This is a genomic window from Arthrobacter sp. SO3, assembly GCF_020532825.1.
In the GTDB taxonomy this organism is placed as follows: domain Bacteria; phylum Actinomycetota; class Actinomycetes; order Actinomycetales; family Micrococcaceae; genus Arthrobacter.
Genome location: NZ_MQTS01000134.1, coordinates 8633 through 34235 on the forward strand (window position 1 = coordinate 8633; position 25603 = coordinate 34235).

The following is a 25603-nucleotide window of genomic DNA, read 5'->3' on the forward strand; positions in this document are numbered from 1 at the left end:
TGCGCGACATCACCGCCAATGAGGTGCCGCAGCTGTTCGACCCGAAGGACCTCTACGCGCTGCCGGCGTTTGCGGGGGCGGCGCTGACCGTGGCGTTGTCCGTCACGGGCACCTTCAACGCGGTGACCGCGGGCGCTGTGGCGGCGGTCGTTTTCGCCTTCCGGGTCACGGCGTGGCGGCGGAAGTGGCACGTGCCGCTGGCGGTCCGCGGCTGGCACCGGCTGGGCCTGGGCGCTGGGGATGGCGGGCCCAAGGATTAGCTAGGATAAGAACCATGACTGACATGTTCCTCGAGAAGTTCCGCGCGCTTGTTCCGAAGTATCTCGAAGACGAATGGCAGGAAGACGATGGCCTCCCGGCCGACGAGCTGGATGCGTCCCTCGCCGAGCACCAGTTCCAGGTTCCCCTGGTGTTGCGCGAGTTCTACCTGGCGGTCGGCGGCTGCGAGGACATCATGGAGGCGTACCACTACTTCTGGGATCCCGAAGAGCTCGAAGTTGATGACGAAGGCTTCCTCATGTTCCTTGAGGACGAGGAAGAGCAGTTCACCTGGGGCTTCCGGGTCGGCGACCTCAGCGTTCCGGACCCGATCGTGTACCGCCGCAACAACGCCCGCGGCCAGTGGAAGAGCGAGGAAGGTACCTTCTCCGAGTTCGTCTTCGACATGTTCGAGTGGGCTTTCAACGACGAGGACGAGGACTGACCCTCCGGCAGCCGGCGGATTTTCCCCACCTTTGACTGGCGCAACCCGCGTGTTGCCCGGAACCGCCGGGATCCCCGGCGCCAGGAAGCCAATAGTGGGGAAGCTCAGCGCACCACCCTGCCCCGCAGAACCTGCCACACTTCCCGGACGATCTTTTGCGGGTTGTAGACAACGTCTTGGTACCCGTAACGGAGTACGGCGTAGCCGGTAAGTGTGCTGGCATTGTTCCTCAGGCGATCTTTCTTGACCTGCCGGGCTTGCAAGTGTGTGCTTCCATCGATCTCCACGATCAGGAAGCCCTCCAGCAGGAAGTCCACGATGCCGATTCCCGGCAGGTCCATCTGCGTCTGGGTGTAGATCCCTTCGCTCCGGAACAGCAGCCTGGCCACAACTTCTATCGCGGAGTCCGCGGTTCCGTCCACCAGATCCAGGACACTGCGTGCCCCGCCGTTTCGATTGCCCGGAAGGCGTTGCCCGAGATAGCCGAGCGTGGTGCGGCCCTGAACCAGGGCGCTTTCCACCATGACCGCGGCTTCCACGGCCGGCAGGCATCTCAGCGCATGCAACAACGAGTCGGTCAAACCGGCCACCGGGCGTGGGAAATCCGGCGGCACCACACTGCCACGATGAACCACGACGCCGGCAGCCGAGCCGTGCCGGCACAGGAGGTGCAGCCGCTCCGGGGCGTGAAGTCTCCATAGCCCGTGGTGCGGGGCCGCCGAGCAGCAGCTCAGCAGGCCGTTGGCCAGCACGGCGGCAACGAGGTCCGGCTGCGCATCGTGCAGCGCCACTACTCCGTGCCGCAACCGCACCGCCTGCCCGGAAGCCAGGGTGCTCCTGATGGTCCGTTCGGTGAATCCGGCCTGCAACAGCGTCGCCGTCCGGGCCACTGAGCCGGCGTATTTCAAGTACTCGGTGAGGTCCATGACTCCAGCAGACCCGGCGGTGACCACGTCGTAGACCCGGCGGTTGGACTATGTGGACAAACTCTCCGCCGAATTTCCCCACGTATCAGACACCTCCACGGCGTGCCGCAGCGAAAGGCCAGGGTTTCCGTCGTCGAAACGTTGAAACGTGGGGAAAGTCCATCGGGAATCACCCAAAAGGAACCTGTGACAATGAAATTACATGGGCGCTAGACAGCGTGACATTTCTGTCATAAGCTCATTCATGGGTTCACCAAATGCCTCCGGTGGATCTGATGCGAACGGAGAAATGGCCCCGGTTCGACACAACGGATGACTCGAAACGTTGTAGAGAACCGGGGCCATTCCGTTTAAGCCGGAGACCCGCAGAAAAGTCAGCTGGCGCGGTCCACCACGGCCATCGCGAAGTTGGTCAGCGAGGCCTTCACCACGCCTTCGGGCAGCGGCGCCAGGGCGGCAATAGCTTCGTTGGCCCAGGCCCGGGCCACCACCCAGGACTCCGCCGTCACGGGGTGCTCGCGAAGGCCGGCGACGGCGGCGGCGAGGGCCTCGTCGGAGCTGAGGTCGCCGTCGATGAGCTTCAGGAGCTCGACGGCGGACTGGTCGCCGTTCTCGGCCTTCTTGCGCAGCAGCAGTACGGGCAGCGTCGGCACCCCTTCGCGCAGGTCGGTGCCCGGGGACTTTCCGGACTTGACCTTGACCCCGGTGACGTCGATGACGTCGTCGGCGAGCTGGAAGGCCACGCCCACCTTTTCGCCGTACTCGACGAGCATCGGCTCGTAGGTTTCGTCGGCGCCGGAGAAGATCGCGCCGAGCTGCCCGGAGGCCGCCACCAGGGAGCCGGTTTTGTCGGCGATGACCGAGAGGTAGTGCTCCACCGGGTCCTCGTCCGGGCGCGGGCCGACGGTTTCGTGCAACTGGCCCAGGCAGAGCCGCTCGAAGGTGCGGGCCTGGATGCCGAGCGCGCGCGAGCCGAGTTCGGAGACCAGGATGGACGCGCGGGCAAAGATCAGGTCGCCGGTCAGGACGGCGACGGAGTTGCCCCAGACCTCATGCGCCGTGGGCGCGCCGCGTCGGAACGGCGCGGAGTCCATCACGTCGTCGTGGTAGAGCGTCGCCAGGTGGGTCAGTTCGACGACGACGGCGGCCTGCACCACAGCGGGCCGGGAGGCGTCACCCAGATGGGCGCAGAGCAGGGTCAGCAGCGGACGGACACGCTTGCCGCCGGCTTCCACGAGGTGGCGCGAGGTCGCATCAGCCAGCGGATCCGAGTTGGCGATGGCTTCGCGCAGTTTCTTCTCCACCCGGGCCAGGTTGGTGGTGATCGCGGGCCCCAGTTCGGGGTCCCCGGCGATCGCGGCAAAGCCAGCTGGCAGCTGCAATCCGGTGGCGATCGCGGTGGTGTTCAGGCTGGGCTCGGAGCTCGGCAGGCCGTGTCCGGCGTGCGTCCAGCTTTGGTCTGCAGAGTTGGTCACGGGTTAACCCTAACTTCAGTTGCGGAAACCGCGGAGTTGGCGCCGGTGTGCGAAGGGGTGTCGGCGTTGGCGCCGGTGTGCGAAGGGGTGTCGGCGCGGGGCGGGCCGATCCGTGACGTGCCCACACCGGCAGCTTCCGCCCGGGACAGGCCCTGGTTGGACGTCGCCGGGACCAGGGATTCCAGCACCCGGATGACGCGGTCCTCGAAGCCCTTGGCCGCGGGATCGGTCAGGTTGGCCAGCAGCCGCACCACGAACCGCATCAGGACAGGGATGGGCATGCCCGTCCGGAGGGCCAGTTTCATCACGGCGGGTTTGCCGATCAGGGCAGCGAAGGCGCGGCCCAGGGTGAAGTGCGAACCCCACTGGTCCCGCACGTAGTCCGCGTACCGCGAAAGGTGCGCATCGGCGTCGGCCCCGCTCCAGCCGGCGGACGCGGAACGGGCGGCGCCGTCGATGATGAACTCGGCCGCGAAACGGGCCGACTCCATGGCGTAGGAGATGCCCTCGCCGTTGAACGGGGAGACCATGCCGCCGGCGTCGCCGAGCAGGAGCAGTCCGGGCGAGTAGTGCGGGGTGCGGTTGAAGCCCATCGGCAGCGCGGCGCCGCGGATCTCGCCGACCTGGTTCGCCGGGGTGAAGCCCCACTCGGCGGGCATGCCGGCGGTCCATTCGCGCAGGACCTGCTTGTAGTCCAGCTTGCCGAATTCCTTGGACGAGTTCAGGATGCCCAGGCCCACGTTGGAGGTGCCGTCGCCGACGCCGAACACCCAGCCGTAGCCGGGCAGCAGCTTGCCGTCGCGGCCGGGGAGCTCCAGCCAGCCTTCCATCCAGTCGTCGTCGTGCCGGGGCGAGGTGAAGTAGGTGCGGACGGCGACGCCGAGCGGCCGGTCGTCGCGCTTCCGGATGCCGAGCGACACGGCGGTGCGGCTGGAGTTTCCGTCCGCGGCGAGCACGACGTCGGCGCTGAAGTCCCGGGTTTCCCCGGTCTTGCGGCCGGACTCATCGAGCAGGGCGGCGCGGACCCCGGTGACCCGGCCGTCCTCGGAGCGCAGTGCTTCGGTGACGCTGTGGCGTTCCAGCACGACGGCGCCCGCGGACTGGGCATGCCGGGCCAGTTCCTCGTCGAAGCCGATCCGGGTGCGGATCAGCCCGTACTGCGGGAAGTCGGAGACCTCGGGCCAGGGCAGTTCGATGCTGCGGCCGCCGGCGAGCAGGCGCAGGCCTTTGTTGCGGCGCCAGCCGTCGGTTTCGGGGTGCGGCAGGCCCAGCTTCTGGATCTCGCGGACGGCGCGGGGGGTGAGCCCGTCGCCGCAGACCTTTTCACGGGGAAAGCTGGTCTTTTCCAGCACCGTGACGTCGAGGCCGGCCTTTGCCAGGTAGTAGGCGGCAGTGGACCCGGCCGGACCCGCTCCGACGATCAGTACTTTCACGGCGGCGACGGACTAACGCGCGGGCCGGATGATGTTGCGTCGCAGCTTCGCCACCGGTCCGGTGTGGGCGGCCAGCGCTGCGGCGCCCGCGGCGGGGCCGGACTCGGCGCCCGGCTTGACGGCGCGGTGCACGGCGACGATGCCGCCGGTGAGGTTCCGGTAGGAGACCTTGTCCCAGCCGGATTCCTGCAGCCAGGCCGCGAGGTGGTCCTGGTCCGGCCAGGCGCGGATGGACTCGGCGAGGTAGACGTAGGCATCCGGGTTGGAGGCCACCTTGACGGCGATCGCGGGCAGCGCGCGCATGAGGTATTCGGTGTACATGGTGCGCCACAGCGGCACCACAGGCTGGGAGAACTCGGCGATGACGAGCTTGCCGCCGGGCTTGGTGACGCGCAGCATCTCGGCCAGGGCCTTCTTCGGCTCGTTGACGTTGCGCAGGCCGAAGGAGATGGTGCTGGCGTCGAAGGTGTTGTCCGCGAAGGGCAGGCGCGTGGCGTCACCGGCGATGAAGTCGATGTCGGGGCGGCGGCGCTTGCCGACCTTGAGCATGCCCAGCGAGAAGTCGCAGGCGATCACGTCGATGCCGGCGTCGGCATAGGGTTCGCTGGAGGTGCCGGTGCCGGCGGCGAGATCGAGCACCCGCTGGCCTGTCTTCACATCCATGGCTTCGACCACAATCTTGCGCCAACGCCGCGTCTGCCCCATCGACAGGACATCGTTGACGACGTCGTATTTGGGGGCGACGTCGTCAAACATCGTGGCTACTTCGTCCGGACGCTTATCCAAGGATGCTCGGTTCACCCTTACAGTGTCTCAAATGATCAGCACACGCCCTAACCAGGGCCTGAGCAGGGCCTGAGCAGGGCCGGAACACGCCTTGAGCCGGGCCCCCCGGCGGGTCGGGAGTAGTGTGGTCTCACTATGACGAGCGCGTTCCGAACCCTGACAGTCCCCCTCGATGCAGAATCATTCCCCGGGGGGCTGCCGTCGTTTCTGGTCCGGGACGACCTCCTCTGCTGGACCCGCCGTGAAGCCGGCCTCGTGGGCTTCGGCGAGGTGGCCCGGTTCACCGCGACGGGACCCGACCGGTTCCTCGAGGCGGACATCTGGTGGCGCCACCTGGTCCTCGAGGCCGAGATCGTCGACGCCGTCGAATGGCCCGGCACCGGCCCCGTCGCGTTCGGCTCGTTCGCCTTCTCCAAGGCCTCCGCGCATGAGTCGCGGCTGATCGTGCCCGAAATCGTCGTGGGACTGCGCGACGGCAAGGCCTGGCTCACCCAGTTGACGTTCGACGACGGCGACCTCACCGAAGCGGGCGCCCGCGCCGCGCTGGACCGCTGGCTGGTGACACCCGGCGTTGCACCCGCCGGAACGGGCGCCCCGGCGTCGGAAGCTGGCACCGCCCAGGCGGGCGCCGCCGTCGTGCGCCCCTTGCCGCTGGCTGCCGGGGCCACACTGCACACCGGCTCCCTCAGTGAGGAGGACTGGAAGGCCGCCGTGGCCGCGGGCGTGGCCGAGATCCGCACCGGCGCGCTCGAGAAGCTCGTGCTGGCCCGCGATATCGTCGCCACCGTCCCCGCCGGGGTGAGCGCCGCCGAGATCCTGCGCCAGCTCGCCGTCCGCTACCGCGAATGCTGGACCTACGGCGTCGACGGGCTGGTGGGCGCCACCCCCGAGATGCTGATCCAGGTGGAGGGCCGCACCGCGCAGGCCCGCGTCCTGGCCGGCACCCTGGACCGCCGCGACGCCGACGGCATGGCCGGCTCGCCGCTGGAGTTCGCCGAGCGAGTGCTGGCCGGATCCGAGAAGCAGCGGCACGAGCACGACATCGCGATCCAGTCGCTGACCACCCAGCTGGCACCGTTTTCGGAGGCGATGAACGCGCACAGCGAACCCTTCATCCTGGAACTGCCCAACGTCTGGCACCTCGCCTCGGATGTGAAGGCGGAACTGGCGGAGGTGGAGGGACATGTCCCCACCAGCCTCGCCCTGATCAATGCCCTGCATCCCACGGCGGCGGTCTGCGGCACGCCGACCGCCGTGGCGGGCGCGCTGATCCGCAAGCTGGAGCACCTGGACCGCGGCCCGTACGCCGGACCGGTCGGCTGGCTCGACGCGGCCGGCAACGGGGAATGGGGCATCGCGCTGCGCGGCGCCGTCATCGAGTCCCCGCAGACCGTGCGGCTCTACGCCGGCTGCGGCGTCGTCGAAGGCTCCGTGCCGGAAGCCGAGCTCGCCGAGACCTGGGCGAAGTTCCGGCCGATGCTGGAGTCCCTCGGCATCAGCAGCTGAGCGGCCGGTGTTCGCCCGGGCCCTGCGTCGTCCGGTCGTTGAGTCCGGGTCGGCCGGGCCCGCGTGGTCCGGCGCCCTGGACTCCGGTCCCTAAATCCGGGATTCCAGACACCCCGGCGTGTGGAAGTCTTGTATTTAACCCTGCAATAGTTATCCAATAGTGAAACTTAGTTTTCTGTGACGCACATCTCTTCTTCGGCGATACACTATAAACCGACTTGGTTACGCATCCCTCCTGCAACAAAAAGGTAAGAAAATGCAGATCTCCCGTTTGCTCCTGAGCACCCCCACGCTTAAGGCAGCCACCGTGCTTGCCATTGGCGCTCTGTCGCTCTCCGCCTGCACCAACGCCTCCGAAAAGGCACCAGCCGGCGCGGCGCCGTCCGTGTCCGGCAGTGCCGCGGCCAGCTTCGACCCCAGCACCGTCCAGAAGGACGACGCCCTGGCGGCCATGGTGCCGGAGGCGATCAAGTCGAAGGGCACCCTGACCGTGGGCTCGGACACCACCTACGCCCCCGCGGAATTCCTCGGCACCGACGGCCAGACCCCCGTAGGCTACGACGTCGACATCGCCAAGGCGATCGGCGCCACCCTGGGCCTGAAGGTCCAGGTGCAGACGTCCGAATTCACCGGCATCCTCCCGGCCCTGGGCCCGAAGTACGACCTCGGCATCTCCTCCTTCACGATCAACCCGGAACGGCTCGGCGCCGTCAACATGGTCAGCTACTTCAACGCCGGCACCGCTTGGGCCGTGCAGAAGGGCAACCCGAAGAAGGTCTCGCTGGATGACCTCTGCGGGAAGTCCGTCGGCGTGCAGACCGGTACCGTCCAGGAAGACCCGGACCTGTCGGACCGCAGCAAGAAGTGCGTGGCAGACGGCAAGCCGGCCATCAACGTCGTGACCCTCAAGAACCAGACGGATATCACCACCCGACTGGTCAACGGCAGCGTCGATGCGATGGCCGCCGACTCCCCCATCACTGGCTACGCCATCACCCAGACCAACGGCCAGATCGAGAAAATCGGCGACGTCTACGATTCAGCACCGCAGGGGATCGCCGTTGCCAAGTCGGACACTGCCCTGGCTGAGGTCGTTCAGAAAACCGTCGCCAAGCTCATGGAGAACGGCTCCTACAAGAAGATCCTGGAAGGCTGGGGTAACGCCGACGGCGCCATCACCAAGTCTGAGGTCAACCCGGCGGTCGGATCTTGAGTCTTCCCACCACGGGCCACACACCAGGTGTGCATATGGACACTCACCAGGAAAAACACGAGGCACCGGTAGTCCTGAACAATCCGGTTCCCGTCCGGCACCCGGGCCGCTGGATCAGCGCCATCATCATCCTCGGCGTGCTCGTCCTGTTCCTGCAGAGCCTGGTCACCAACCCCAACTTCCGCTGGGACATTGTGGGGACCTACATCCTCGATACCAAGGTGATTCAGGGCGTCGGCTGGACGCTGCTGCTGACCGTGGCCTCCATGGTCCTGGCCATTATCCTTGCGATCCTTCTGGCGTTCATGCGCCAGTCGGAGAACCCGGTGTTCCGCTGGTCCAGCTGGGCCTGGGTCTGGTTCTTCCGCGGGACTCCGGTGTACACGCAGTTGGTCTTCTGGGGCCTGATCGCCGTCCTGTATCCCAAGATCACCGCCGGAATCCCGTTTGGACCCGAGTGGTTCGCCGTGGACACAAGCACCGTCATCACCACCACGGCAGCGGCCATCCTGGGCCTGGGCCTGAACGAGTCCGCCTACCTGGCGGAAATCTTCCGGGCCGGCCTCAAGTCCGTGGACCGCGGCCAGGAGGAAGCCGCCGAGGCCCTGGGCATGGGCAAGACCAAGATCATGTGGCGGATCATCCTGCCGCAGGCCATGCGGGTGATCGTGCCTCCCACCGGCAACGAGACCATCGGCATGCTGAAGACCACCTCCCTGGTCCTGGCCGTGCCCTTCACCCTGGACCTGACGTTTGCCACGAACACCCTGGCCAACCGGACCTATCTGCCGGTACCCCTGCTGATCGTGGCGGCCATCTGGTACCTCGTGATCACCAGCCTGCTGATGGTGGGCCAGCACTTCATCGAGGCCTACTACGGCAAGGGAGTGGACAACCTTGCTCCGGCCGCGATTAACCCGGCAGCAGCAAAAGCCGCCGCCGCCGTGGCGCCCAGCGCTGCAGCGGAGCCGGCCCTGAAGATGGACCTTCCCGAGGAGGAGGCAAAATGACGATCACCACTGAGACACCGCTGGTGCGGATCGAGGGCCTCCACAAGTTCTACGGCCAGCACCATGTGCTGCGCGGCATCGACCTTGAGGTCAACCGGGGCGAGGTGTCGGTGGTCATCGGCCCGTCCGGTTCGGGCAAGTCCACCATGCTGCGGTGCGTGAACCTGCTGGAGACCATCAGCGCGGGCCGGATCTCCGTGGGCGGGCAGTTGATCGGCTACCGGGACGTCAAGGGCCGGCTCCATGACCTGAAAACCAAGGAAATCGCCGCCCAGCGCCGCGAGATCGGCATGGTGTTCCAGCGCTTCAACCTGTTCCCGCACAAGACGGCGCTCTACAACATCATGGAGGCGCCGGTCCACGTCAAGGGCCAGTCCCGGGACGCCGCACGGAAGCGGGCCATGGAACTGCTGGACCGCGTGGGGCTGTCAGACCACGCCGGCCACTACCCGTCGCAGCTTTCCGGCGGCCAGCAGCAGCGGGTGGCCATTGCCCGCGCCCTGGCCATGGATCCTGAGCTGATGCTCTTCGATGAACCCACCTCCGCGCTGGACCCCGAGCTGGTGGGCGATGTCCTGAACGTCATGAAGGACCTCGCCCGGTCCGGCATGACCATGATTGTGGTGACCCACGAGATCGGCTTCGCCCGCGAAGTGGGCGACCGCCTGACCTTCATGGACGGCGGTGTGGTGGTGGAATCCGGTGATCCCCAGGAGGTCCTGGCCAACCCGCAGCACCCCCGCACCAAGGAGTTCCTCAGCCGGGTGCTGTAACTCCGGTACCCCGCGCCGATTTCGGACAGCCGCTACGTGGATTCACGTAGCGGCATCCGCCCGGCGATGCGCAAAAGCCCCGGCGCTACCGGAATTCGGTAGCGCCGGGGCTTTTCCGTGCCATGTGGCAGGCTGCGCATCGCCGTCATCGCCACGGCCACCGCACGGAGCCTCGCCGCCGCCACCGCATGGAGCCACCGCACGGAGCCTCGCCGCCGCCACCGCATGGAGCCTCGCCACCGCGTTGAAACTAGCCCTCATCCCTGCTGCGCTACGGAATTCGCCTCGCGATGCGCAAAAGCCCCGGCGCTACCGGAATTCGGCAGCGCCGGGGCTTTTCCGTGTCATGTGGCAGGCTGCGCATCGCCGTCATCGCCGCCGCTACCGTACGGAGCCTCGCCACCGCGTTGAAACTAGCCCTCATCCCTGCTGCGCTGCGGAATTCGCCTCGCGATGCGCAAAAGCCCCGGCCTTGATCGAGGACAGCGGCAGGAGCACTGCCAGCAGTTGGATCAAGACCATGCCGGAAACCGCTGACGGGGGCCTTGACCGCGCATTTCGACCGGCACAGACTGGCACTGGCCGAAGCCGTGGGTCGGAGGATGTGTGCTGCCGGTACATTCCTGATCGCGGACGGTGTCGAAGGCTCCGCTCCTAAATTCTGACGCACCCAAGTAGACGGGTGAATGTAGATGATACCGATGCTCACGCTCGCATTTGCGGTGCTGCTTGTGTTGGGTGTCCTCATCTCCGAACGGGCCAGCCGAACGGTTCTTTCCACCGCTGTGCTGTTCCTTCTCGGCGGCTTTGTCCTGGGCCAGGGCGTACTCGGAGTTGTCCCGATAACACCCGCCGATCCCGTCGTCGGGGTTTTGGCCCAACTCGCACTGTTCTCGGTCCTCTATACAGACGGCATGAAAGTCGGGTTGTCCGACCTTCGCAGGGCGTGGCGTTTGCCCGGCCGGGCACTGCTGCTCGGGCTGCCTCTGACCCTTCTTGTCACCGCACTGCTGGCCCATTACATTGCAGGACTTCCCTGGCTCCAATGCTTCCTGCTTGGTGCGGTGCTCGCTCCGACCGATCCGGTGTTCGCGGCCGCCATTGTGGGGCGCAAGGAAGTCCCGGGCCGATTGCGCCACCTCCTCAACGTTGAGTCAGGGCTCAACGACGGGCTTGCCTTGCCCGTAGTTCTCGTACTGCTTGCCCTCGGAGGCGGAACGAATGTCGGTCCAGGGGTGTTGGCCGAGGAAATCGTCCTTGGCCTGCTTATCGGTGTCCTGGTCCCGCTGATCGTCATCTGGCTGGAGCGCCTTCCCTTCTTGATGGCAACGAAAGGACTGCAACCGCTGGTGGCGGTATCCGTTGGCTTACTCGTCCTTGCCATCTGCCTGGTGACGGGGGCCAACCTCTTCCTCGCAGCGTTCGCAGCCGGGATCACGGTGGCCACGGCAGGGCCGGGTTTCAGGGAGGAATTCGAACAATTCGGGGAGCTGGTATCCGAACTGCTGAAGCTGGCGGCCATCCTGGTCTTTGGGGCCCTGATCACTCCCGAGTTCCTTTTCGGCGAGATCGCGTGGACGGGGTGGGTCTTCGCTGTCCTGGCCATCGTCATAGCGCGGCCCTTGGCTCTGTTGGTTTCCTTCCTCGGCACCCGGCTGCCCGTCAAGGAGCAACTCGCGGCGATGTGGTTCGGTCCGAAAGGGTTTGCCTCCGTGGTCTACGGGCTCCTCGTCCTCGAATCAGGCATCGAACACTCCGATGAGCTTTTTCATCTGGTGGCGCTGGTCATTACGCTGTCCATCCTGGCCCATTCCTCGACCGACGTCCTTGTCGCGAAGCAATTCCAGGGCAGCCGTCCCGAGCCGTAGGCTGCGAATCGGCCCAGACTCCGTTTCCTGCTCCCTCCCCGGCTCGAAGCCCGCCGTGCGCTCCCCGTTTCCTGTGCGGAGGATTTCGCCTGGCGATGCGCATAAGCGCCGTCGCAACCGGCATTCCGCCGCGTCTGCACTTTTCCGCGTCATCTGCGAAATTGAGCCGCTGTCACCGCGCGGACCGTGCACGACGACGGGGCACGCCTGCCGCTGCCAGCTTCCTTTCGAGGTGTCCGGCTGCCATCAGATCGGCCCAGACCCAGCGAACCATGCCGTTCCCCAGTGCTCGGACCCGGTTCTCCCTCTCCTTTTCGTCAACGACGGCCTGCGAGACGGTCCGGCCTTTAAGATATTCGGGCTTGACGTACTTTTCGGCGCCGTCAAATTCGCCGGCCACCCGCACCCTTTCCCAGTAGTAGTCGGTGTAGCCTACGAGTCCTGAATCGTCGCGAAATTCATGCTGGAGTTCCGGCGTCTGGAACCCTGCCACCCACATGAGTGCCCGGCTGTATGACTCCCCTGCAGAGCCCGACCGGGGATCGGCAAACTCCACCGCGGCCCGGATCCGCCGCGCGGCAGCCGCGGTGTAGTTGCCCTCGATTCCAGCCAGAAGGAGTTCCTTTGTGAGGGCCGGCAGTTGCTGCTCGATATCGGGTTTCAGCACATGGTCCACGGGCACCACGGCCTCGGTAAAGGGTGTGAAAGCCGCGAGATCCTGCACGGTGCGAATTCTCCCGGTCACCAATATCCCGTCCCGCCGCACGCACTTCAGCCCGGCCGGAGGAGCGTAGTGGCGCAGCACCCCTGCCCTGGACCGTCCGCCGTCGTTCTGAAGGGTCAGGGCGTGGATGGGGTGACGGAGCCCGATAGTCGGAATTCCCCAGACAGAGGCAGCGGAATGCCGGGCGAAGATCGTCTGGGCAACAAAGGTCTCCGCGGCCGCGCCGACCCTGACCCTGTATTGGTCCCAAGGATTCAGGGCTCGCCAGACGCCGCCGTCGACGTAGACACCCTGCCGCAACCGGATCAGCGTCCCCGATCGGCAGCGTTTGGCCAGTTCCTTGGGAGTCAGTCCATGCTGGATGTGCTCGCGGGTGAGGATCAACCTCGGCAGTTCGGTCATGCCACGAAGATCCCACCCCGTCAGTTGCCACACCATGCCGCGGCGCAGCCATGTGGACAACGGAGGCGCTTCCCGTCATTCGCGGCGCCTCCTGCTTCATCGACTCGGTTCCCGTTCGCCGATGCGGTTCCCGTTGTGCGCGGCACGAAAGCCCTGACGCGGCGGGAATTCGGGCGCGCAGGGTATTTGGCGGGTCACCAGGCCGGGAGCGCATCGCCGGGTTCGTAGCGTGGCGCTCGACTCGAAGCGCGTCGCAGGCCACGTAGTGTGTCGCGGCGGGCCCTCGGCGTCCGCAACTTCTCGCCCTGCGACACGGATTCCGTTGCGCGCGGCACGAAAGCCCTGACGCGGCGGGTATTCGGGCGCGCAGGGTATTTGGCGGGTCACCAGGCTGGGAGCGCATCGCCGGGCCCGAAGGGTGGCGCTGGGCGCGGCGGGTATTCGGGCGCGCAGGGTATTTGGCGGGTCACCAGGCCGGGAGCGCATCGCCGGGTATCGGGCGCGGCGCTGGGCGCGGCGGGTATCGGGCGCGGCGCTGGGTGCGGCGGGTATCGGGCGCGGCACTGGGCGCGGCGGGTATCGGGCGCGGCGCTGGGCGCCCTGCGCAGCGCAAGGCCGTCGGCGGATGCTCCCGCAGCCTGCAGCCACCGGTCAGGTGCGCCGCCGATCCGCGCCGCGCTCGTCCGAAACCGCAGCGGAAACGCGGGAGGCCCTTACTCCGCCGCGAGCACCCCGGCCACTGCGGCGCCCACGGCGGCCCGGATACGTGCGTGCAGCTCCCGCAGCCCGTGCCGGTCCGTGCGCACCTCGATGATGCTGCGGCCCTGCCACGGCTCGGCCAGCGCAGCGGCGAGCTCCGCCGTCGTGCTGACCGAGCGGTGCGCGACGCCGTAGGCCGCCGCGAGTGCCGCCAGGTCCACGCTGTGCGGGGTGCCGAAGAGGCGTTCGACGGCGGTTCCGTAGCGGCCCGCGGCCTCCACGGCGCCGTGTTCGAGCAGCCCGAAGATGGCCCCGCCGGCGTCGTTGAGGACCACGATCCGCAGGTTGGGCTCCTCTTCCCCGGCGCCCAGCAGCAGGCCGCCGGCGTCGTGCAGGAAGGTGATGTCGCCCAGCAGCACCGTGGTTTCCTGCCGGCCGCCGAGGGCGACGCCGGTGGCCGTGGCCAGGGTCCCGTCGATTCCGGCAAGGCCGCGGTTGGCGTAAATGGTGGCGCCCGGCTCGGCGGCGGGTGCGCCGGCGAGGTCGACGTCGCGGATGCCGTTGGAGGAGCCGAGCACGAGCTGGCCGCGGGTGTGCTCCCAGACCAGGGCGCCGACGGCGGGCCCGGTGGCGGCGGCCGAGCCGGACAGGGTCAGGTCGACGGCGTGCTGCGCGGCGGCCCCGGCCAGCAGCCAGGCGTCCAGCCATGTCGCGGAGCCCCGGCCGGCGAAGTCGGCGAGGTCCGCGAGGTTGTCGAGCGGCAGTTCGGTGCGGCGGCCGGGCTCGTACCAGGCCACGGGAACCGGCTGGTACAGCGCTGAGGGGACGTCGGCGCGGGCCAGCAGGGCGCTCACCGGCCGGGACAGGGTGGGCCGGCCGAACAGCACCACGCGCTCGATCGGCTGCGCGGACTCGGGACCGAAATCCGCCAGCAGGAGCCGGTAGGGCCCCACCCCGTTGGGCCCGAACCGCGCGTTGGAGGACGGCTCGGCCAACAGCGGCAGGCCGTGGGCGCGGGCGAAGGCTTCGGCGACCGGGCCGGCGTCGTGCCCTGCCAGTACCACGGTGCGCCGTTCGGGCAGGGCCTCGGAGGCCGGCGGAAAATCGAGGGCCAGCGGGCCGCGGGGCGCGTGGTACACCCGGCGGCCGGACTCGGCCGGAAGCCTGTCGCCCGGGGCGGGAACCAGCGGGTCGCGGAAGGCCAGGTTGAGCTGCACGGGGCCGGGCGGGGAGTCCTCGAACGCGCCGGTGGCGGCGCTGAGCGCGGTCTCGACGGCGCGCCGCGGGTCGCGGCCGGCGGGCACATCGGCAGCGAAACGGACATGCTCACCGAACAGGTCCAGCTGCATGGTGGACTGGTTGGCGCCGGTCCCGCGCAGTTCCTCGGGGCGGTCGGCCGAGATCACCACGAGCGGGACGGCGGCATGGTGGGCCTCCATCACGGCCGGCAGCAGATTGCCGACGGCGGTCCCGGAAGTGGTGAGGACGGCCGCGGGCGCGCCCGTGACCAGGGCCAGGCCCAGGGCGGTGAAGCCGGCGTCGCGCTCATCGATCCGGACCAGCAGCTCGACCCGTCCCGCGGCGTCGGCCTCGGCGAGGGCATAGGCCATCGGGGCGGAGCGGGAGCCGGGTGCCACCACCACGTAGCGGACTCCTTCCAGCAGCAGGGCGGCGACGGCGATCCGTGCGGCGTCGAGCGCGGTCAGTTCCTCCGAGCTCACATGTTCTCCGGCGTCTCGATGCCGAGCAGCTCCAGGCCCTCGGACAGCCGGCGCAGGACCAGCGCGCACAGGGCGAGCCGCGATTCCCGGACCGAATCCTCGGACTTCAGCACCGGGCACTGGTCATAGAAGGACGTGAACAGCTGGGCGAGTTCGAACAGGTACGTGCACAGCCGGTGCGGCTCCAGCGTCTCGCGCACCTTGTGCAGCGTGGCGCCGTATTCGAGCAGGTGCAGGGCCAGCGCGCGTTCGGCGGGCTCGACGACGGCGATCGGCGTCGCCGGCGTGCCGCCGTCGCTGTCGGTCCCGGCCATGTCGGTTGCGGCGGTGTCGGTTCCGGCGGTGTCGGTTCCGGCGGTGTCGCCGGGGCCGGTTGCGACGGCATCGGTTGCGAAGGCGGTCCCCGCGACGTCCGCTCCGGCGGCTTCGAGGGCGGTGTACCGCTCCAGCACGCCGGCCTTGCGCAGGATCGAACGGATCCGGGCGGCGGCGTACTGCACGTAGGGCCCGGTGTTGCCGCTCAGGGCCAGCATCCCGTCGAAATCGAAGACGTATTCGGTGTCGTGCCCCACGGAGAGGTCGGCGTACTTGACCGCGCCGATGCCCACCTGCCGGGCTGTCACGGCGCGTTCGGCCTCGGTGAGCTCGGGCCGGCTGGCGTCGATGACGGCGCGGGCGCGGTCCACGGCCTCCTCCAGCAGGGCCATCAGCTTGACCGGGGCGCCGGAGCGGGACTTCAGGATCTTCCCGTCCTCGCCCAGCACGTTGCCGATCTGCACGTGCACGGCCTCCACCGTGTCCGGCAGCCAGCCGGCGTCGCGGGCCGTGGCCATGACCATGCGCAGGTGCATGTTCTGCGGGGCGCCCACGACGTACAGGACGCGGTTGGCCTCGAGCTCGCGGACCCGGTACCGGATGGTGGCGAGGTCCGTCGTTCCGTACCCGTAGCCGCCGTCGGACTTGCGGATGATGAGCGGCATCGGCTGGCCGTCGCGGCCGGAAAAGCCGGCCGGGAAGGTGCACAGGGCGCCGTCGCTGATGCGGGCGAGGCCGCGCTCCTCGAGTTCCTGGCACAGCTGTGCCAGATGGGCGTCGTAGGAGCTTTCGCCGGCGACGTGGTCATCGGTCAGGCTGATGCCCAGCACCGAATAGATGGCGTTGAAGTAGCGTTTGGACTGGGCGACGAGCCGCTGCCAGACGGCGAAGGTTTCCTGGTCGCCGCCCTGCAGCGCCACCACCCGGAGCCGTGCGCGGGTGGCGAAGCCGTCCTCGTCGGTGGCGGAGGCGTCGAACTTGGCGCGGGCGGCCTGGTAGAAGGCGCTGGGGTCATCGACCAGCAGCGCGGCCTCCGGGGAGTCCTCGCCGATTTCCAGCCAGTGCTCGATCAGCATGCCGAACGGGGTCCCCCAGTCGCCGATGTGGTTCTGCCGGATGACGGTGTCGCCGAGTGACTCGAGGACCTTGACGAGGCTGTCGCCCACCACCGTGGTGCGCAGGTGCCCGACGTGCATTTCCTTGGCGACGTTCGGGGAGGAATAGTCGACGACGACGCGCTGGGCGTCCGCCGCCGGCACGCCCGGGGTGCCGTGGGACTCGGTGTTGAGCAGCTCTTCGATCCAGGTCCCGTCGAAGGTGAGGTTGATGAAGCCGGGTCCGGAGATCTCGACGCCGGTGCAAATGCCGTCCAGGTCCAGGGCCTCGACGATCCGCGCGGCGGCGTCCCGCGGCGGCAGCCCGACCTTCTTGGCCAGGGCCATGGCGGCGTTGATCTGGATGTCCGCGAACTGCGAGGGCCGCACCACGGGATCGGTCTCGCGGAACTCTTCGCCGAACGCGCTGGCAATTGCTGCCTGGACTCTGGGGACAACCATTTCGGCGGGATTATTCACACTGTTCAAATTATCAGTTCCGCCCCGCCCCAGAAGCAACGCGGGGTCAGATATCGCCCGTCCGGGGCCCCAACATGGGCCGGATCTGACCCCGCGTTGCTTTGGCTGTGTCGAAGCCCACGCCCGGGTTGCTGTTCCCCCGCTGCTTCCCGTGGCCCGGACTACTCGGGCCGCGCGGTCAGATCTTCGTGGCGCGCAGGCGCAGCGCGTTGGTGATGACGCTGACGGAGGAGAGCGCCATCGCGGCGGCGGCGATGATGGGGGAAAGCAGGAGCCCGAAGGCGGGGTAGAGAACGCCTGCGGCGAGCGGGATCCCGGCGGCGTTGTAGATGAACGCGAAGACGAGGTTTTGCCGGATGTTGGCCATGGTGGCTTCGGAGAGTTTCCGGGCCCGAAGGATTCCGGTCAGGTCCCCCTTCAGCAGCGTGATTCCGGCGCTTTCGATCGCCACGTCGGTTCCGGAACCCATAGCGATGCCGACGTCGGCCGCGGCCAGGGCGGGAGCGTCGTTGACGCCGTCCCCGGCCATGGCCACGATCCGGCCTTCTGCGCGCAGCCGCTCCACCACGGCGCTCTTGTGGTCAGGCAGCACCTCCGCCTCAACCTCGGTGATGCCGAGCCGGCGGGCGACCGCTTCGGCGGTGGTGCGGTTGTCGCCGGTGAGCATGAGGACGCGGATGCCTTCCTTCCGCAGGGCGGCCAGCGCGGCGGGGGTGCTTTCCTTGACCGGGTCCGCGATGGCGAGCACCGCGGCGGGGCGTCCGTCGATGGCCGCGAAGATGGCGGTCGCGCCGTCGGCCCGTAGCTCCTCGGCACGGCCCGCGAGGGCATCGGTCGGCACACCCTCGGAGGCGAGGAATTCCGCACTGCCCAGCATCACCCGATGTCCTGCCACCGTGCCGGAGACACCCTTTCCGAGCGGCGAGTCAAAGTCCTCCACCGGCGGAATCGGAATCCCCGCGCCCTGGGCGGCCTCGATGATGGCCAGGCCGAGCGGGTGCTCGGAGGCCTGCTCGACGGCGGCTGCCAGGCGCAGCACGTCCTGTTCCGCGAAGCCGGCAGCCGTGACGATGCCCGTAACGGAGGGACGTCCCTCGGTCAGAGTCCCGGTCTTGTCGAGGACGAGCGTGTCGACCTTTTCCATCCGTTCGAGGGCTTCGGCGTTCTTGATGAGCACGCCCAGTCCCGCGCCGCGCCCGACGCCGACCATGATCGACATCGGCGTGGCGAGGCCGAGGGCACACGGGCAGGCAATGATCAGCACGGACACGGCCACGACCAGACCGTTCGCCATCCGCGGTTCGGGTCCCACCAGCGCCCAGACGATGAACGCGGCCACGGCGATGGCAAAGACAATGGGGACGAACCAGGAGGCGACCTTGTCGGCCAGGCCTTGGATCGGGGCCCGCGACCGCTGGGCGGCGGCGACCATGGCGACGATGCGGGCCAGCATGGAGTCGCTACCCAGTTTTTGGGCGCTGATGACCAGCGCCCCGGTCTGGTTGAGCGTGCCGCCGACGACGTGGTCCCCGGCGTGTTTGGTCACGGGCATCGATTCGCCGGTGACGAGGGATTCATCGAGCGTGGAGCGCCCGTCCACCACTTCGCCGTCGACCGGGACCTTCTCCCCGGGCCGGACCCGGACCCGGTCACCGACCTGCAGCTGGCCGAGCGGCACTTCCAGTTCGACGCCGTCGGCCCCGATCCGGCGCGCGGTCTTGGGCGTCAGATCCAGGAGGGCCTTGATGGCGCCGGAGGTCTGCTCCCGGGCGCGCAGCTCGAGCACCTGGCCCAGCAGAACCAGGACCACAATGACCGCGGCGGCTTCGAAGTAGACATCAACGCTGCCGTCCATGGCCCGGAACGCTTCGGGAAAGGCGGAGGGCACGAAGATGGCGGCCACGCTGTAGAGCCAGGCGACCCCGGTGCCGACTGCGATCAGCGTGAACATGTTCAGTTGCATGGTCCGCAGCGAGGCCCAGCCGCGGACGAAGAACGGCCAGCCGGCCCACAGCACCACGGGGGTGGCCAGGAAGAACTGGATCCATGCGGAGAGCCGCGGCGGGACCACTTCGTGCAGCGCGGGGAAGAGGTGCCCGCCCATTTCGAGGATGAAGACCGGGATCGTCAGGGCAAGGCCCGCCCAGAAGCGCCGGCTCATGTAGCTAAGTTCGGGATTGGGTCCGCCGTCGGCCGTGATGACCACCGGCTCCAGGGCCATCCCGCAGATCGGGCAGGAACCGGGCCCCGCCTGCCGGATTTCAGGGTGCATCGGGCAGGTGTACCCGAGCTCCCCCTCCTTTGCAGGCGCGACGGCGGCGGGTGCGACGTCGTCTGACGCACCGGTGCCGGGCTCCCCCGTACCGGGCAGATACCGGGCCGGATCCGCCACGAACTTGCCCAGGCATCCGTCCGAACAGAAGTAGTACCGCTGTCCCTGGTGTTCGGTGAGGTGCCCGGTGGCGTGCGGGTCGATGGTCATCCCGCAGACGGGGTCCTTGACCTGTTCGGCCGTTCCGGCGCCGTGATGGTGGTGTGCATCTTCGGTCATGATTACGCTGGTCTCCTCAACACGGATTAGGGATTTCCGTGGAGTCCAGAAGCGTCAGGTCACCCGAGATGGCGCTCCGCTGAACCGCGGAGGAAGACCTTCAATGCGTTCGGGCCTGCCCTGGGATGGGGGCCGTGACGACTTTTCCGGTAAACCTGAAGCTATACCCCTAGGGGGTATCAGTCAAGTCTGCGCAGACTTGTACGGACACATTGAACAGCCAACGCCCCCGGAAGCAACGCGGGGTCAGATATCGCCCGTTCGGGGCCCCAACATGGGCCGGATCTGACCCCGCGTTGCTGTGGTGGTGGTGGTACGGCGGGGGTTAGGCGTCGGTGCGGAAGACCTGGACGACGGCGGGGCGCGGGGCGCGGACCTGGCCCCGGGCCGGGGTGGCGCCGGCCGGGACGTAGTCCGGGAAGTAGGAGTGCTGGTCCGCGAAGGAACCCTCCTCGCCCGGGTGCTGCACGGAGACGAACACGGTGCGTTCCTCGTCGTGGACGATCGGCCCGCAGGTCTCGGCCTCGCGCGGGACGGCCAGGAACTGCTCCACGCGGCCCCGCTCCGCGCCATCGAGCGTGACCTTGAACAGCCCGTCGGCCTTGCCGATGCCGGACGGGGCGCCGTCGGTGGAGATCCAGAGGTTACCGACGGAGTCGAACGCGAGGTTGTCCGGGCAGGAGATCGGTGAGACCTTATCCGCCGGGAAGCCGGAGAAGTAGGTCACGTCCCCGGTAGCGGGATCGCCGCAGACCATCAGCAGGTTCCAGCTGAAGGCAGTGGAGGTCTGGTCGCCGGTCTCGGTGATTTCCACGATGTGGCCGTCACGGTTCTCATTCCGCGGGTTGACCTCGGTGGCGCCTTCCTTGCCGATCTTGCCGCGGTCGGAGTTGTTGGTGCAGGCGACGTAGACCTTGCCGGTGAGCAGGCTGGGCTGGACGTCCTCGCAGCGGTCCATCTTGGTCGGGCCCACCTTGTCCGCGGCGAGGCGGGTGTAGACCAGCACCTCTTCGACGGACATGCCGGGCACCTTAGAAACCCCACCGACCACCAGGGGCAGCCATTCGCCGGTGCCGTCGAAGCCGCCGTCGGACGGGACTGCGCCGGTCCCGGTGATCTCCAGGGCCGGGGAGCTGCCGGTGAACCGGGCCACGTAGAGGTCGCCCTCGGTGAGCAGCGTCATGTTGTGCTTGCGGTCCCCCTCGACGTATTTCGCGGCCGAGACGAACTTGTAGAGGTAGTCGAAGCGCTCGTCGTCGCCCATGTACGCGACCACGTGGCCGGACTCGGCCACGATCACGTTGGCGCCCTCGTGCTTGAAGCGGCCCAGCGCGGAGTGCTTCTTCGGGGTGGAGGTGGGGTCGAAGGGGTCCACTTCCACGATCCAGCCGAAGCGGTTGGTTTCGTTTTCGTAGCCGGGGTTCCGGGCGTCGAAGCGCGGGTCATCGAGCTCCCACTGCCGGGCGGTGGGCTTGCTGGTGAGCCCGTAGCGCTTGTCGGACGCCGAGGTGCCGGGCGCGACGAAGTACCCGTTGAAGTTCTCCTCGCCGGAGAGGATGGTGCCCCAGGGGGTGGTGCCGCCGGAGCAGTTGCCCAGCGTGCCGAGGATGGTGCGGCCGGCCGGGTCCGCCGTCGTGCGCACCAGCGGCGAGCCGGCCACCGGGCCGGTGAGCTCGTACGCCGTGTTGTTCAGGTAGCGGCGGTTCAGCCCGGCGCCCCTGACGTAGGACCACGGCTTGTTCTTGTTCTTACGCTCCAACTCGACGACGGTGAGACCGTGCGCGGCGGCGCCGATCGCGCGGACGTCGGCGGCGGCCATCGTGGCCGGGAACATGATGCTCTCGTTGGTGTATTCGTGGTTGGCGAAGAGCAGCGCGCGGCGGCCCTTGCTGGCCGGGATCTCCAGGATGTCCGAGTAGTCGTTGTTGTAGCCGAACTGCCGCGTCTGGGCAGCGGCGGTCTGGTTGCCGAGGTCGAAGTCCGGGGCGTCGTTGAAGATCGGGTCGCCCCAGCGGATCACGGGCTGCCAGGTGAAGCCTGCCGGCACCGTGAGGGCGTCGACGGCGGAATCCACCGGGGCGATGGCGGTGAACTTGAGCTTGGAGGTGCCGAAGCCGTTCTTGGCTGCCGCGGAAAGTCCGGGACCGCCGTCGGCCACCGCGGATTCGGGCGAGGCCAGGGCCCCGCCGAACGCGACGGCGAGGGCACCGGCGGCGCCGAAGCCCAGGGCGGCGCGGCGGGACATGGTCGCGGAGGCGATGTCGCGGAAGTAGCTGTTCGAGCTGGTGTTGCAGACCTCGCCGCTGCAGGCGTTGTCGCACTTCAGCGCGCAGGTGACGGCGCTTCGCTTGCCTTTGGTGTGGCCGAGCATCGGGAGCAGGGAGAATTTGCGTCCGGAGGAGACAGACATGGAGAGACCTTCCACGGGTGGATTGGGGGCCTCCCCACCGTTCCAGCCGCAGACAACGCGGAGCCGACTCTCATATGAAGTTGAGGTGAACTCCCGCAATCAAGCCAAGGCACCTCACTGATGTTGCGGCCCTGTTGAAAGCCCACTCCAGCGGAGGGTCCGTCATCCAGTGAGTAGTGCCTACGCTTGTTGGCGCCGCGACTGCGGCCTATCATGCGCAAACGTTGCGTCAGGGGTCTTCCCGCACCCATGGGGAGTCAACTGTCTCGCCATCCACGAAGGAGCAACCCCATGAAGCGCCTGATCAAACCTCTCGCCCTCGCCCTCGGAATCGGACTTTTCGCCGGGACGGGCGCCGCCGTTGCCGAACCGCTAACGCCAGTCGACACGACAGCGGAGACGCTTGACTGCCCCGGTTTCCAGGTCGAGGCCGTGACGACAGGCAAGACCAAAGTGATCGATCAGTTTCCCCATCACTACAACGACTCCAAACCGTTGCGGTTCTATACCAACGTGGGTGCAGCTATCACAATCACACTGACGGGCCCGACCTTAAAAGTGGTCAGCTACCCCTTGAACGGGACGATACAGGTGGCGCTTGGCCCTACCGACTTTGTCTATAAAGCGACCGGCAAGAACCTGATCTCGCTCCCAATTGGTTCCGGCGCCCCTGGCATCTTCTACACGTCAGGTCAGGTGACCTGGACTTTGAATGGGCCGGTTTACCCGAATGGGGGGCTCACCGGGCCCGGCAAAATAACAGACGTCTGCAAGCTTCTGGCGCCGTAGGCCTGGGTAGTAACGCCGAGCCTCTCGTGACGGCTACATTGTCGTCCCCGGGGATGTTCTTGACGCGGCATCGGCCACCGAGCATCAAGCCGAAAGACCCGGCCCTAGCTCTCTTCCGGGTCGGTGGCGGCGGCCATCAGCCGCTGGCCGATGCCTTCGAGGAATTCGGCGATGTCCACGACGTTCTCCGCGGAGGAGTCCTGAATCAGGGCCGCGGCCGCGGCGGCGAAGTGGTCGTTGGCCCACTGCATCGCCTCGGTCCCCTCCGGACTCAGGTGCAGCAGCACGCTGCGCCGGTCCCCGGGGTTGGGCTTGCGCACCATAAAGCCCTTGGACTCCAGCCGGTCCACCATGGCGGTGACCGAGCCGGTGGTGATGTTCAGCGCCTTGCCGAGATCCTTGGGGGTGAGGCCGTCCACCTCGCCCACGAATGCCATCGCGTTAATGTCGATAGTGCCGATGCCCAGCTTCTCGGCCAGGCGGATGCGGAGGGCGTAGGTCCCGGTGTCAACGCGCCGCAGGCCTTGCACGATCCGGATCAGCCCGTCTTTGGGGGTCACATTCGTTCCCTTCGCGAGCTCTGCCAGAGACGACTTGTCAAGTTGCTGGGATTTAAGCGTCGTCATTATTACGAAATTTCCGTTCCAAAGCTGCTTTTCGGCGGCTACTTCGCCGCTTCCGTATCCACTTTACTCGCAACCCCGCCCGTCACCCGTCGGCGGCCAGCACCGCATGGACACGGCGCAGGCGCTCCAGCCACCAGTCGCGGCGCTCCGGCGCGGCCGCGTATTCGGCCAGCAGGCCCGGATCGGCGGCGACGTCGCGGACCCGGATGGCGCCGTCGTCGGGGACCAGGGAGTCCCGGGTGACGTCGGCGGCGAGCAGCGACACGGTGCCCAGCCCGCAGGCGTAGGGCAGTTCGGGCAGGGCGGCGGCGAGCGCCAGCCCGGCGCGGATTCCCACAGAGGTGTCCAGCGCGGAGCTGACAACGGCGGGGAGCCCGGCCTGCGCCACGATCTCCAGGGCGCGCCGCACTCCCCCGAGCGGCGCCACCTTCACCACGATCAGGTCCGCGGCGCCAGCGCGGGCCACCTTGAGCGGGTCGTCCTCCTTGCGCACGCTTTCGTCCGCGGCGATCAGCACCGGGGTGCCGGCGGCACGCAGCCGGCGGCGGACCTCGGCGAGGCCGGCGATGTCCGGCACCGGCTGTTCGGCGTATTCGAGCCCGACGGCGGCGAGCCGGGTCAGGGCCGCGACGGCGCCCGGGACGTCCCAGCCGCCGTTCGCGTCCACCCGGAGCGCGGCGTCCGGGAGCGCCGCGCGGACCGCGGCGACCCGGGCGGCGTCGTCGTCGAGGCTCTGGCCGGGCTCGGCCACCTTGATTTTGACGGCGTCCACCCGGCCGAAGCGGGCCAGGATTTCCGGGACCCGGTCCGCGGGGATCGCGGGGATGGTGGCGTTGACTGGGATCAGCGTTCGCAGCGGCTCCGGGAAGCCCTGCCAGCCGGCCTCGAGCGCGGCGGCGAGCCAGCGGGAGGCTTCCGGGTCGCCGTACTCGGGGAAGGGAGAGAATTCGCCCCAGCCCAGCGGACCGTCCAGCAGCAGGGCCTCGCGCTGGAGGATGCCGCGGAATTTCACCCGCATGGGCAGGCTCACCACGTGCGCGCCGGCGAGGAGCTCCTCCAGCGCGGGGAGCGGCGGTTCGGGGAAGGGCACGGACGACGGCGGCACGGCCGGCGGCTGGCTCGCGGCCACCGGCTAGCCGACCGTCGAGTCGGTCAGGTGCGTGATCTCCGCCAGCCACGGAAAAACGACGTCCACCAGCACCAGCAGCGCCCCGGCCAGGATCACCGCGGAGAACAGGATCCGCAGCCACAGGGGGCCGGGAAGTTGCCGAAAAAGCCACGCGTACATGTTCTATCCCTTACCCTGCAGTGCGGCGAGCTGCTGCGCGATGGCCACCGGGGGCCCGGCGCTGAGCGGTTGCCATGAATCGAACACCGAGTAGGCGATGATGCGCTCCTCGGACCCAAACCGCGGGTTGCAGCTGGTCAGGGTCAGCAGCCGCTGCTCCGGCGCCACGCCGGGCTGCATCGGCACCGGCGCCAGCACCTCCGTCTGGTCCGGCAGCACGATCTCCTGGTTCCGGAACACGTAGGTGTAGAACCCGTCGGCGGTCTGGACGTAGATTTTGTCCCCGGGCACCAGCGTGTGGATGTTGTCGAGCACTGCGCCGTGGGTCTGGCGGTGGCCTGCCATCACAAAGTTCCCCACGGCTCCGGGCATCGCCGTTCCCGCGTAACGGCCCAGGCCCAGGGTGTCGATGACGTCGCGGCTGGTGCCCTCGATGACCGGTCTGCTGTAGTCGGCGCCGAAACGGGGGATGTAGATGACGCCGATGGCCGCCCCGTGGGCCGGTGCGGTGCCCACCGGCGTGGCCGCCGGGTCGACGGGCACCGCAGGGACCGCCGGTGCCGCGGCAGCGGGGTCAGCGGGACCAGACACCTGATGCTCCTGCACGAACTGTTTCACGGCCGCGCCCTGGGCAGCGTCCGCCTCAACATTTGTCCACCACAACTGCCAGGCAACGAAGAGCACGGCGATCACGCCGAGGGTGATCATCAACTCGCCCGCCACCTGGACGGCCATGAGCGAACGGCGCCGGCGGGTGCGCTGGGTTTCCTGCGCATTCCCGGCGCTGCGGGTCAGTACCTTCGACATGCCA

20 protein-coding genes and 1 pseudogene are annotated in these 25603 nt (G+C 68.0%); 8 read left to right on the forward strand and 13 right to left on the reverse strand.

Going from position 1 to position 25603, the window contains the following annotated elements; all coding sequences use genetic code 11:
* On the forward strand, positions 1-260 hold a 260-nt coding region (locus BJQ90_RS13005; RefSeq protein ID WP_413463677.1), incomplete at its 5' end, for a TRIC cation channel family protein.
* A gap of 14 nt (positions 261-274) precedes the next feature.
* The gene (locus tag BJQ90_RS13010) at positions 275-703 is read left to right on the forward strand and encodes a hypothetical protein (protein ID WP_226760675.1); all 429 of its coding nucleotides are present in this window, start codon (positions 275-277) and stop codon (positions 701-703) included.
* A gap of 104 nt (positions 704-807) precedes the next feature.
* Here BJQ90_RS13010 and BJQ90_RS13015 read toward each other — a convergent pair whose 3' ends face one another.
* The 4 genes and pseudogenes from BJQ90_RS13015 to BJQ90_RS13030 form a co-directional block, all read right to left on the reverse strand.
* Positions 808-1629: an endonuclease domain-containing protein gene (locus BJQ90_RS13015; RefSeq protein ID WP_226760676.1), complete on the reverse strand. Its 822-nt coding sequence runs from the start codon at positions 1627-1629 to the stop codon at positions 808-810.
* 374 nt (positions 1630-2003) lie between these two features.
* A complete protein-coding gene (locus BJQ90_RS13020; protein ID WP_226760677.1) occupies positions 2004-3104 on the reverse strand; it encodes a polyprenyl synthetase family protein in 1101 nt (366 codons plus the stop codon).
* Between the two features lie 155 nt (positions 3105-3259).
* Positions 3260-4537: pseudogene (locus tag BJQ90_RS13025) on the reverse strand (geranylgeranyl reductase family protein); the annotation flags it as partial.
* 12 nt (positions 4538-4549) lie between these two features.
* Complete coding sequence (locus BJQ90_RS13030; protein ID WP_226760679.1) at positions 4550-5338, reverse strand: demethylmenaquinone methyltransferase; 789 nt, start codon at positions 5336-5338, stop codon at positions 4550-4552.
* A 120-nt stretch (positions 5339-5458) separates the two neighbouring features.
* Between BJQ90_RS13030 and BJQ90_RS13035 the strand changes: the two genes are divergently transcribed.
* The 5 genes from BJQ90_RS13035 (at position 5459) to BJQ90_RS13055 (ending at position 11693) form a co-directional block, all read left to right on the forward strand.
* The gene (locus BJQ90_RS13035; RefSeq protein WP_226760680.1) at positions 5459-6829 is read left to right on the forward strand and encodes an isochorismate synthase MenF; all 1371 of its coding nucleotides are present in this window, start codon (positions 5459-5461) and stop codon (positions 6827-6829) included.
* 256 nt (positions 6830-7085) lie between these two features.
* Complete coding sequence (locus BJQ90_RS13040) at positions 7086-8042, forward strand: ABC transporter substrate-binding protein (protein WP_226760681.1); 957 nt, start codon at positions 7086-7088, stop codon at positions 8040-8042.
* A gap of 35 nt (positions 8043-8077) precedes the next feature.
* A complete protein-coding gene (locus tag BJQ90_RS13045) occupies positions 8078-9052 on the forward strand; it encodes an amino acid ABC transporter permease (protein ID WP_226760682.1) in 975 nt (324 codons plus the stop codon).
* Positions 9049-9825, forward strand: a complete 777-nt coding sequence (locus BJQ90_RS13050) for an amino acid ABC transporter ATP-binding protein (protein WP_226760683.1) — start codon at positions 9049-9051, stop codon at positions 9823-9825. The genes BJQ90_RS13045 and BJQ90_RS13050 overlap by 4 nt, the downstream gene beginning before the upstream one ends.
* A 701-nt stretch (positions 9826-10526) precedes the next feature.
* Positions 10527-11693, forward strand: coding sequence for a cation:proton antiporter (locus tag BJQ90_RS13055; RefSeq protein WP_226760684.1), 1167 nt, complete (start codon positions 10527-10529; stop codon positions 11691-11693).
* A 172-nt stretch (positions 11694-11865) separates the two neighbouring features.
* Here BJQ90_RS13055 and BJQ90_RS13060 read toward each other — a convergent pair whose 3' ends face one another.
* The 5 genes from BJQ90_RS13060 to BJQ90_RS13080 form a co-directional block, all read right to left on the reverse strand.
* Entirely contained in the window at positions 11866-12819 is a 954-nt protein-coding gene (locus tag BJQ90_RS13060; RefSeq protein ID WP_226760685.1) for a type IV toxin-antitoxin system AbiEi family antitoxin domain-containing protein, read from the reverse strand.
* A 713-nt stretch (positions 12820-13532) separates the two neighbouring features.
* Positions 13533-15239, reverse strand: a complete 1707-nt coding sequence (gene menD, locus BJQ90_RS13065; RefSeq protein WP_226760686.1) for a 2-succinyl-5-enolpyruvyl-6-hydroxy-3-cyclohexene-1-carboxylic-acid synthase — start codon at positions 15237-15239, stop codon at positions 13533-13535.
* Positions 15236-17110 (reverse strand): arginine--tRNA ligase, encoded by a 1875-nt coding sequence (gene argS / locus BJQ90_RS13070; protein ID WP_226760687.1) that lies wholly within the window; start codon positions 17108-17110, stop codon positions 15236-15238. The genes menD and argS overlap by 4 nt, the downstream gene beginning before the upstream one ends.
* Positions 17111-17306: 196 nt before the next feature.
* Positions 17307-19679, reverse strand: coding sequence for a heavy metal translocating P-type ATPase (locus BJQ90_RS13075; RefSeq protein ID WP_226760688.1), 2373 nt, complete (start codon positions 19677-19679; stop codon positions 17307-17309).
* 325 nt (positions 19680-20004) lie between these two features.
* Positions 20005-22089 carry a PhoX family protein gene (locus BJQ90_RS13080; protein ID WP_226760689.1) on the reverse strand — a complete coding sequence of 695 codons (2085 nt, stop codon included), beginning with the start codon at positions 22087-22089 and terminating at the stop codon, positions 20005-20007.
* A 291-nt stretch (positions 22090-22380) separates the two neighbouring features.
* Here BJQ90_RS13080 and BJQ90_RS13085 point away from each other — a divergent pair, with 291 nt between their 5' ends.
* Positions 22381-22878, forward strand: coding sequence for a hypothetical protein (locus tag BJQ90_RS13085; protein WP_226760690.1), 498 nt, complete (start codon positions 22381-22383; stop codon positions 22876-22878).
* A gap of 104 nt (positions 22879-22982) precedes the next feature.
* Here BJQ90_RS13085 and BJQ90_RS13090 read toward each other — a convergent pair whose 3' ends face one another.
* The 4 genes from BJQ90_RS13090 to BJQ90_RS13105 all read right to left on the reverse strand — a co-directional run bounded on the left by BJQ90_RS13090 (position 22983) and on the right by BJQ90_RS13105 (position 25599).
* Positions 22983-23504, reverse strand: a complete 522-nt coding sequence (locus BJQ90_RS13090) for a MarR family winged helix-turn-helix transcriptional regulator (RefSeq protein ID WP_226760691.1) — start codon at positions 23502-23504, stop codon at positions 22983-22985.
* Positions 23505-23586: 82 nt separating this feature from the next.
* Positions 23587-24522 carry an o-succinylbenzoate synthase gene (locus BJQ90_RS13095; RefSeq protein ID WP_264197268.1) on the reverse strand — a complete coding sequence of 312 codons (936 nt, stop codon included), beginning with the start codon at positions 24520-24522 and terminating at the stop codon, positions 23587-23589.
* Between the two features lie 114 nt (positions 24523-24636).
* On the reverse strand, positions 24637-24792 hold the full coding sequence (locus BJQ90_RS13100; protein WP_226760693.1) for a hypothetical protein: 156 nt from the start codon (positions 24790-24792) through the stop codon (positions 24637-24639).
* 3 nt (positions 24793-24795) lie between these two features.
* Positions 24796-25599, reverse strand: a complete 804-nt coding sequence (locus BJQ90_RS13105) for a class E sortase (RefSeq protein WP_413463678.1) — start codon at positions 25597-25599, stop codon at positions 24796-24798.
* Between the last annotated feature and the right edge of the window lie 4 nt (positions 25600-25603).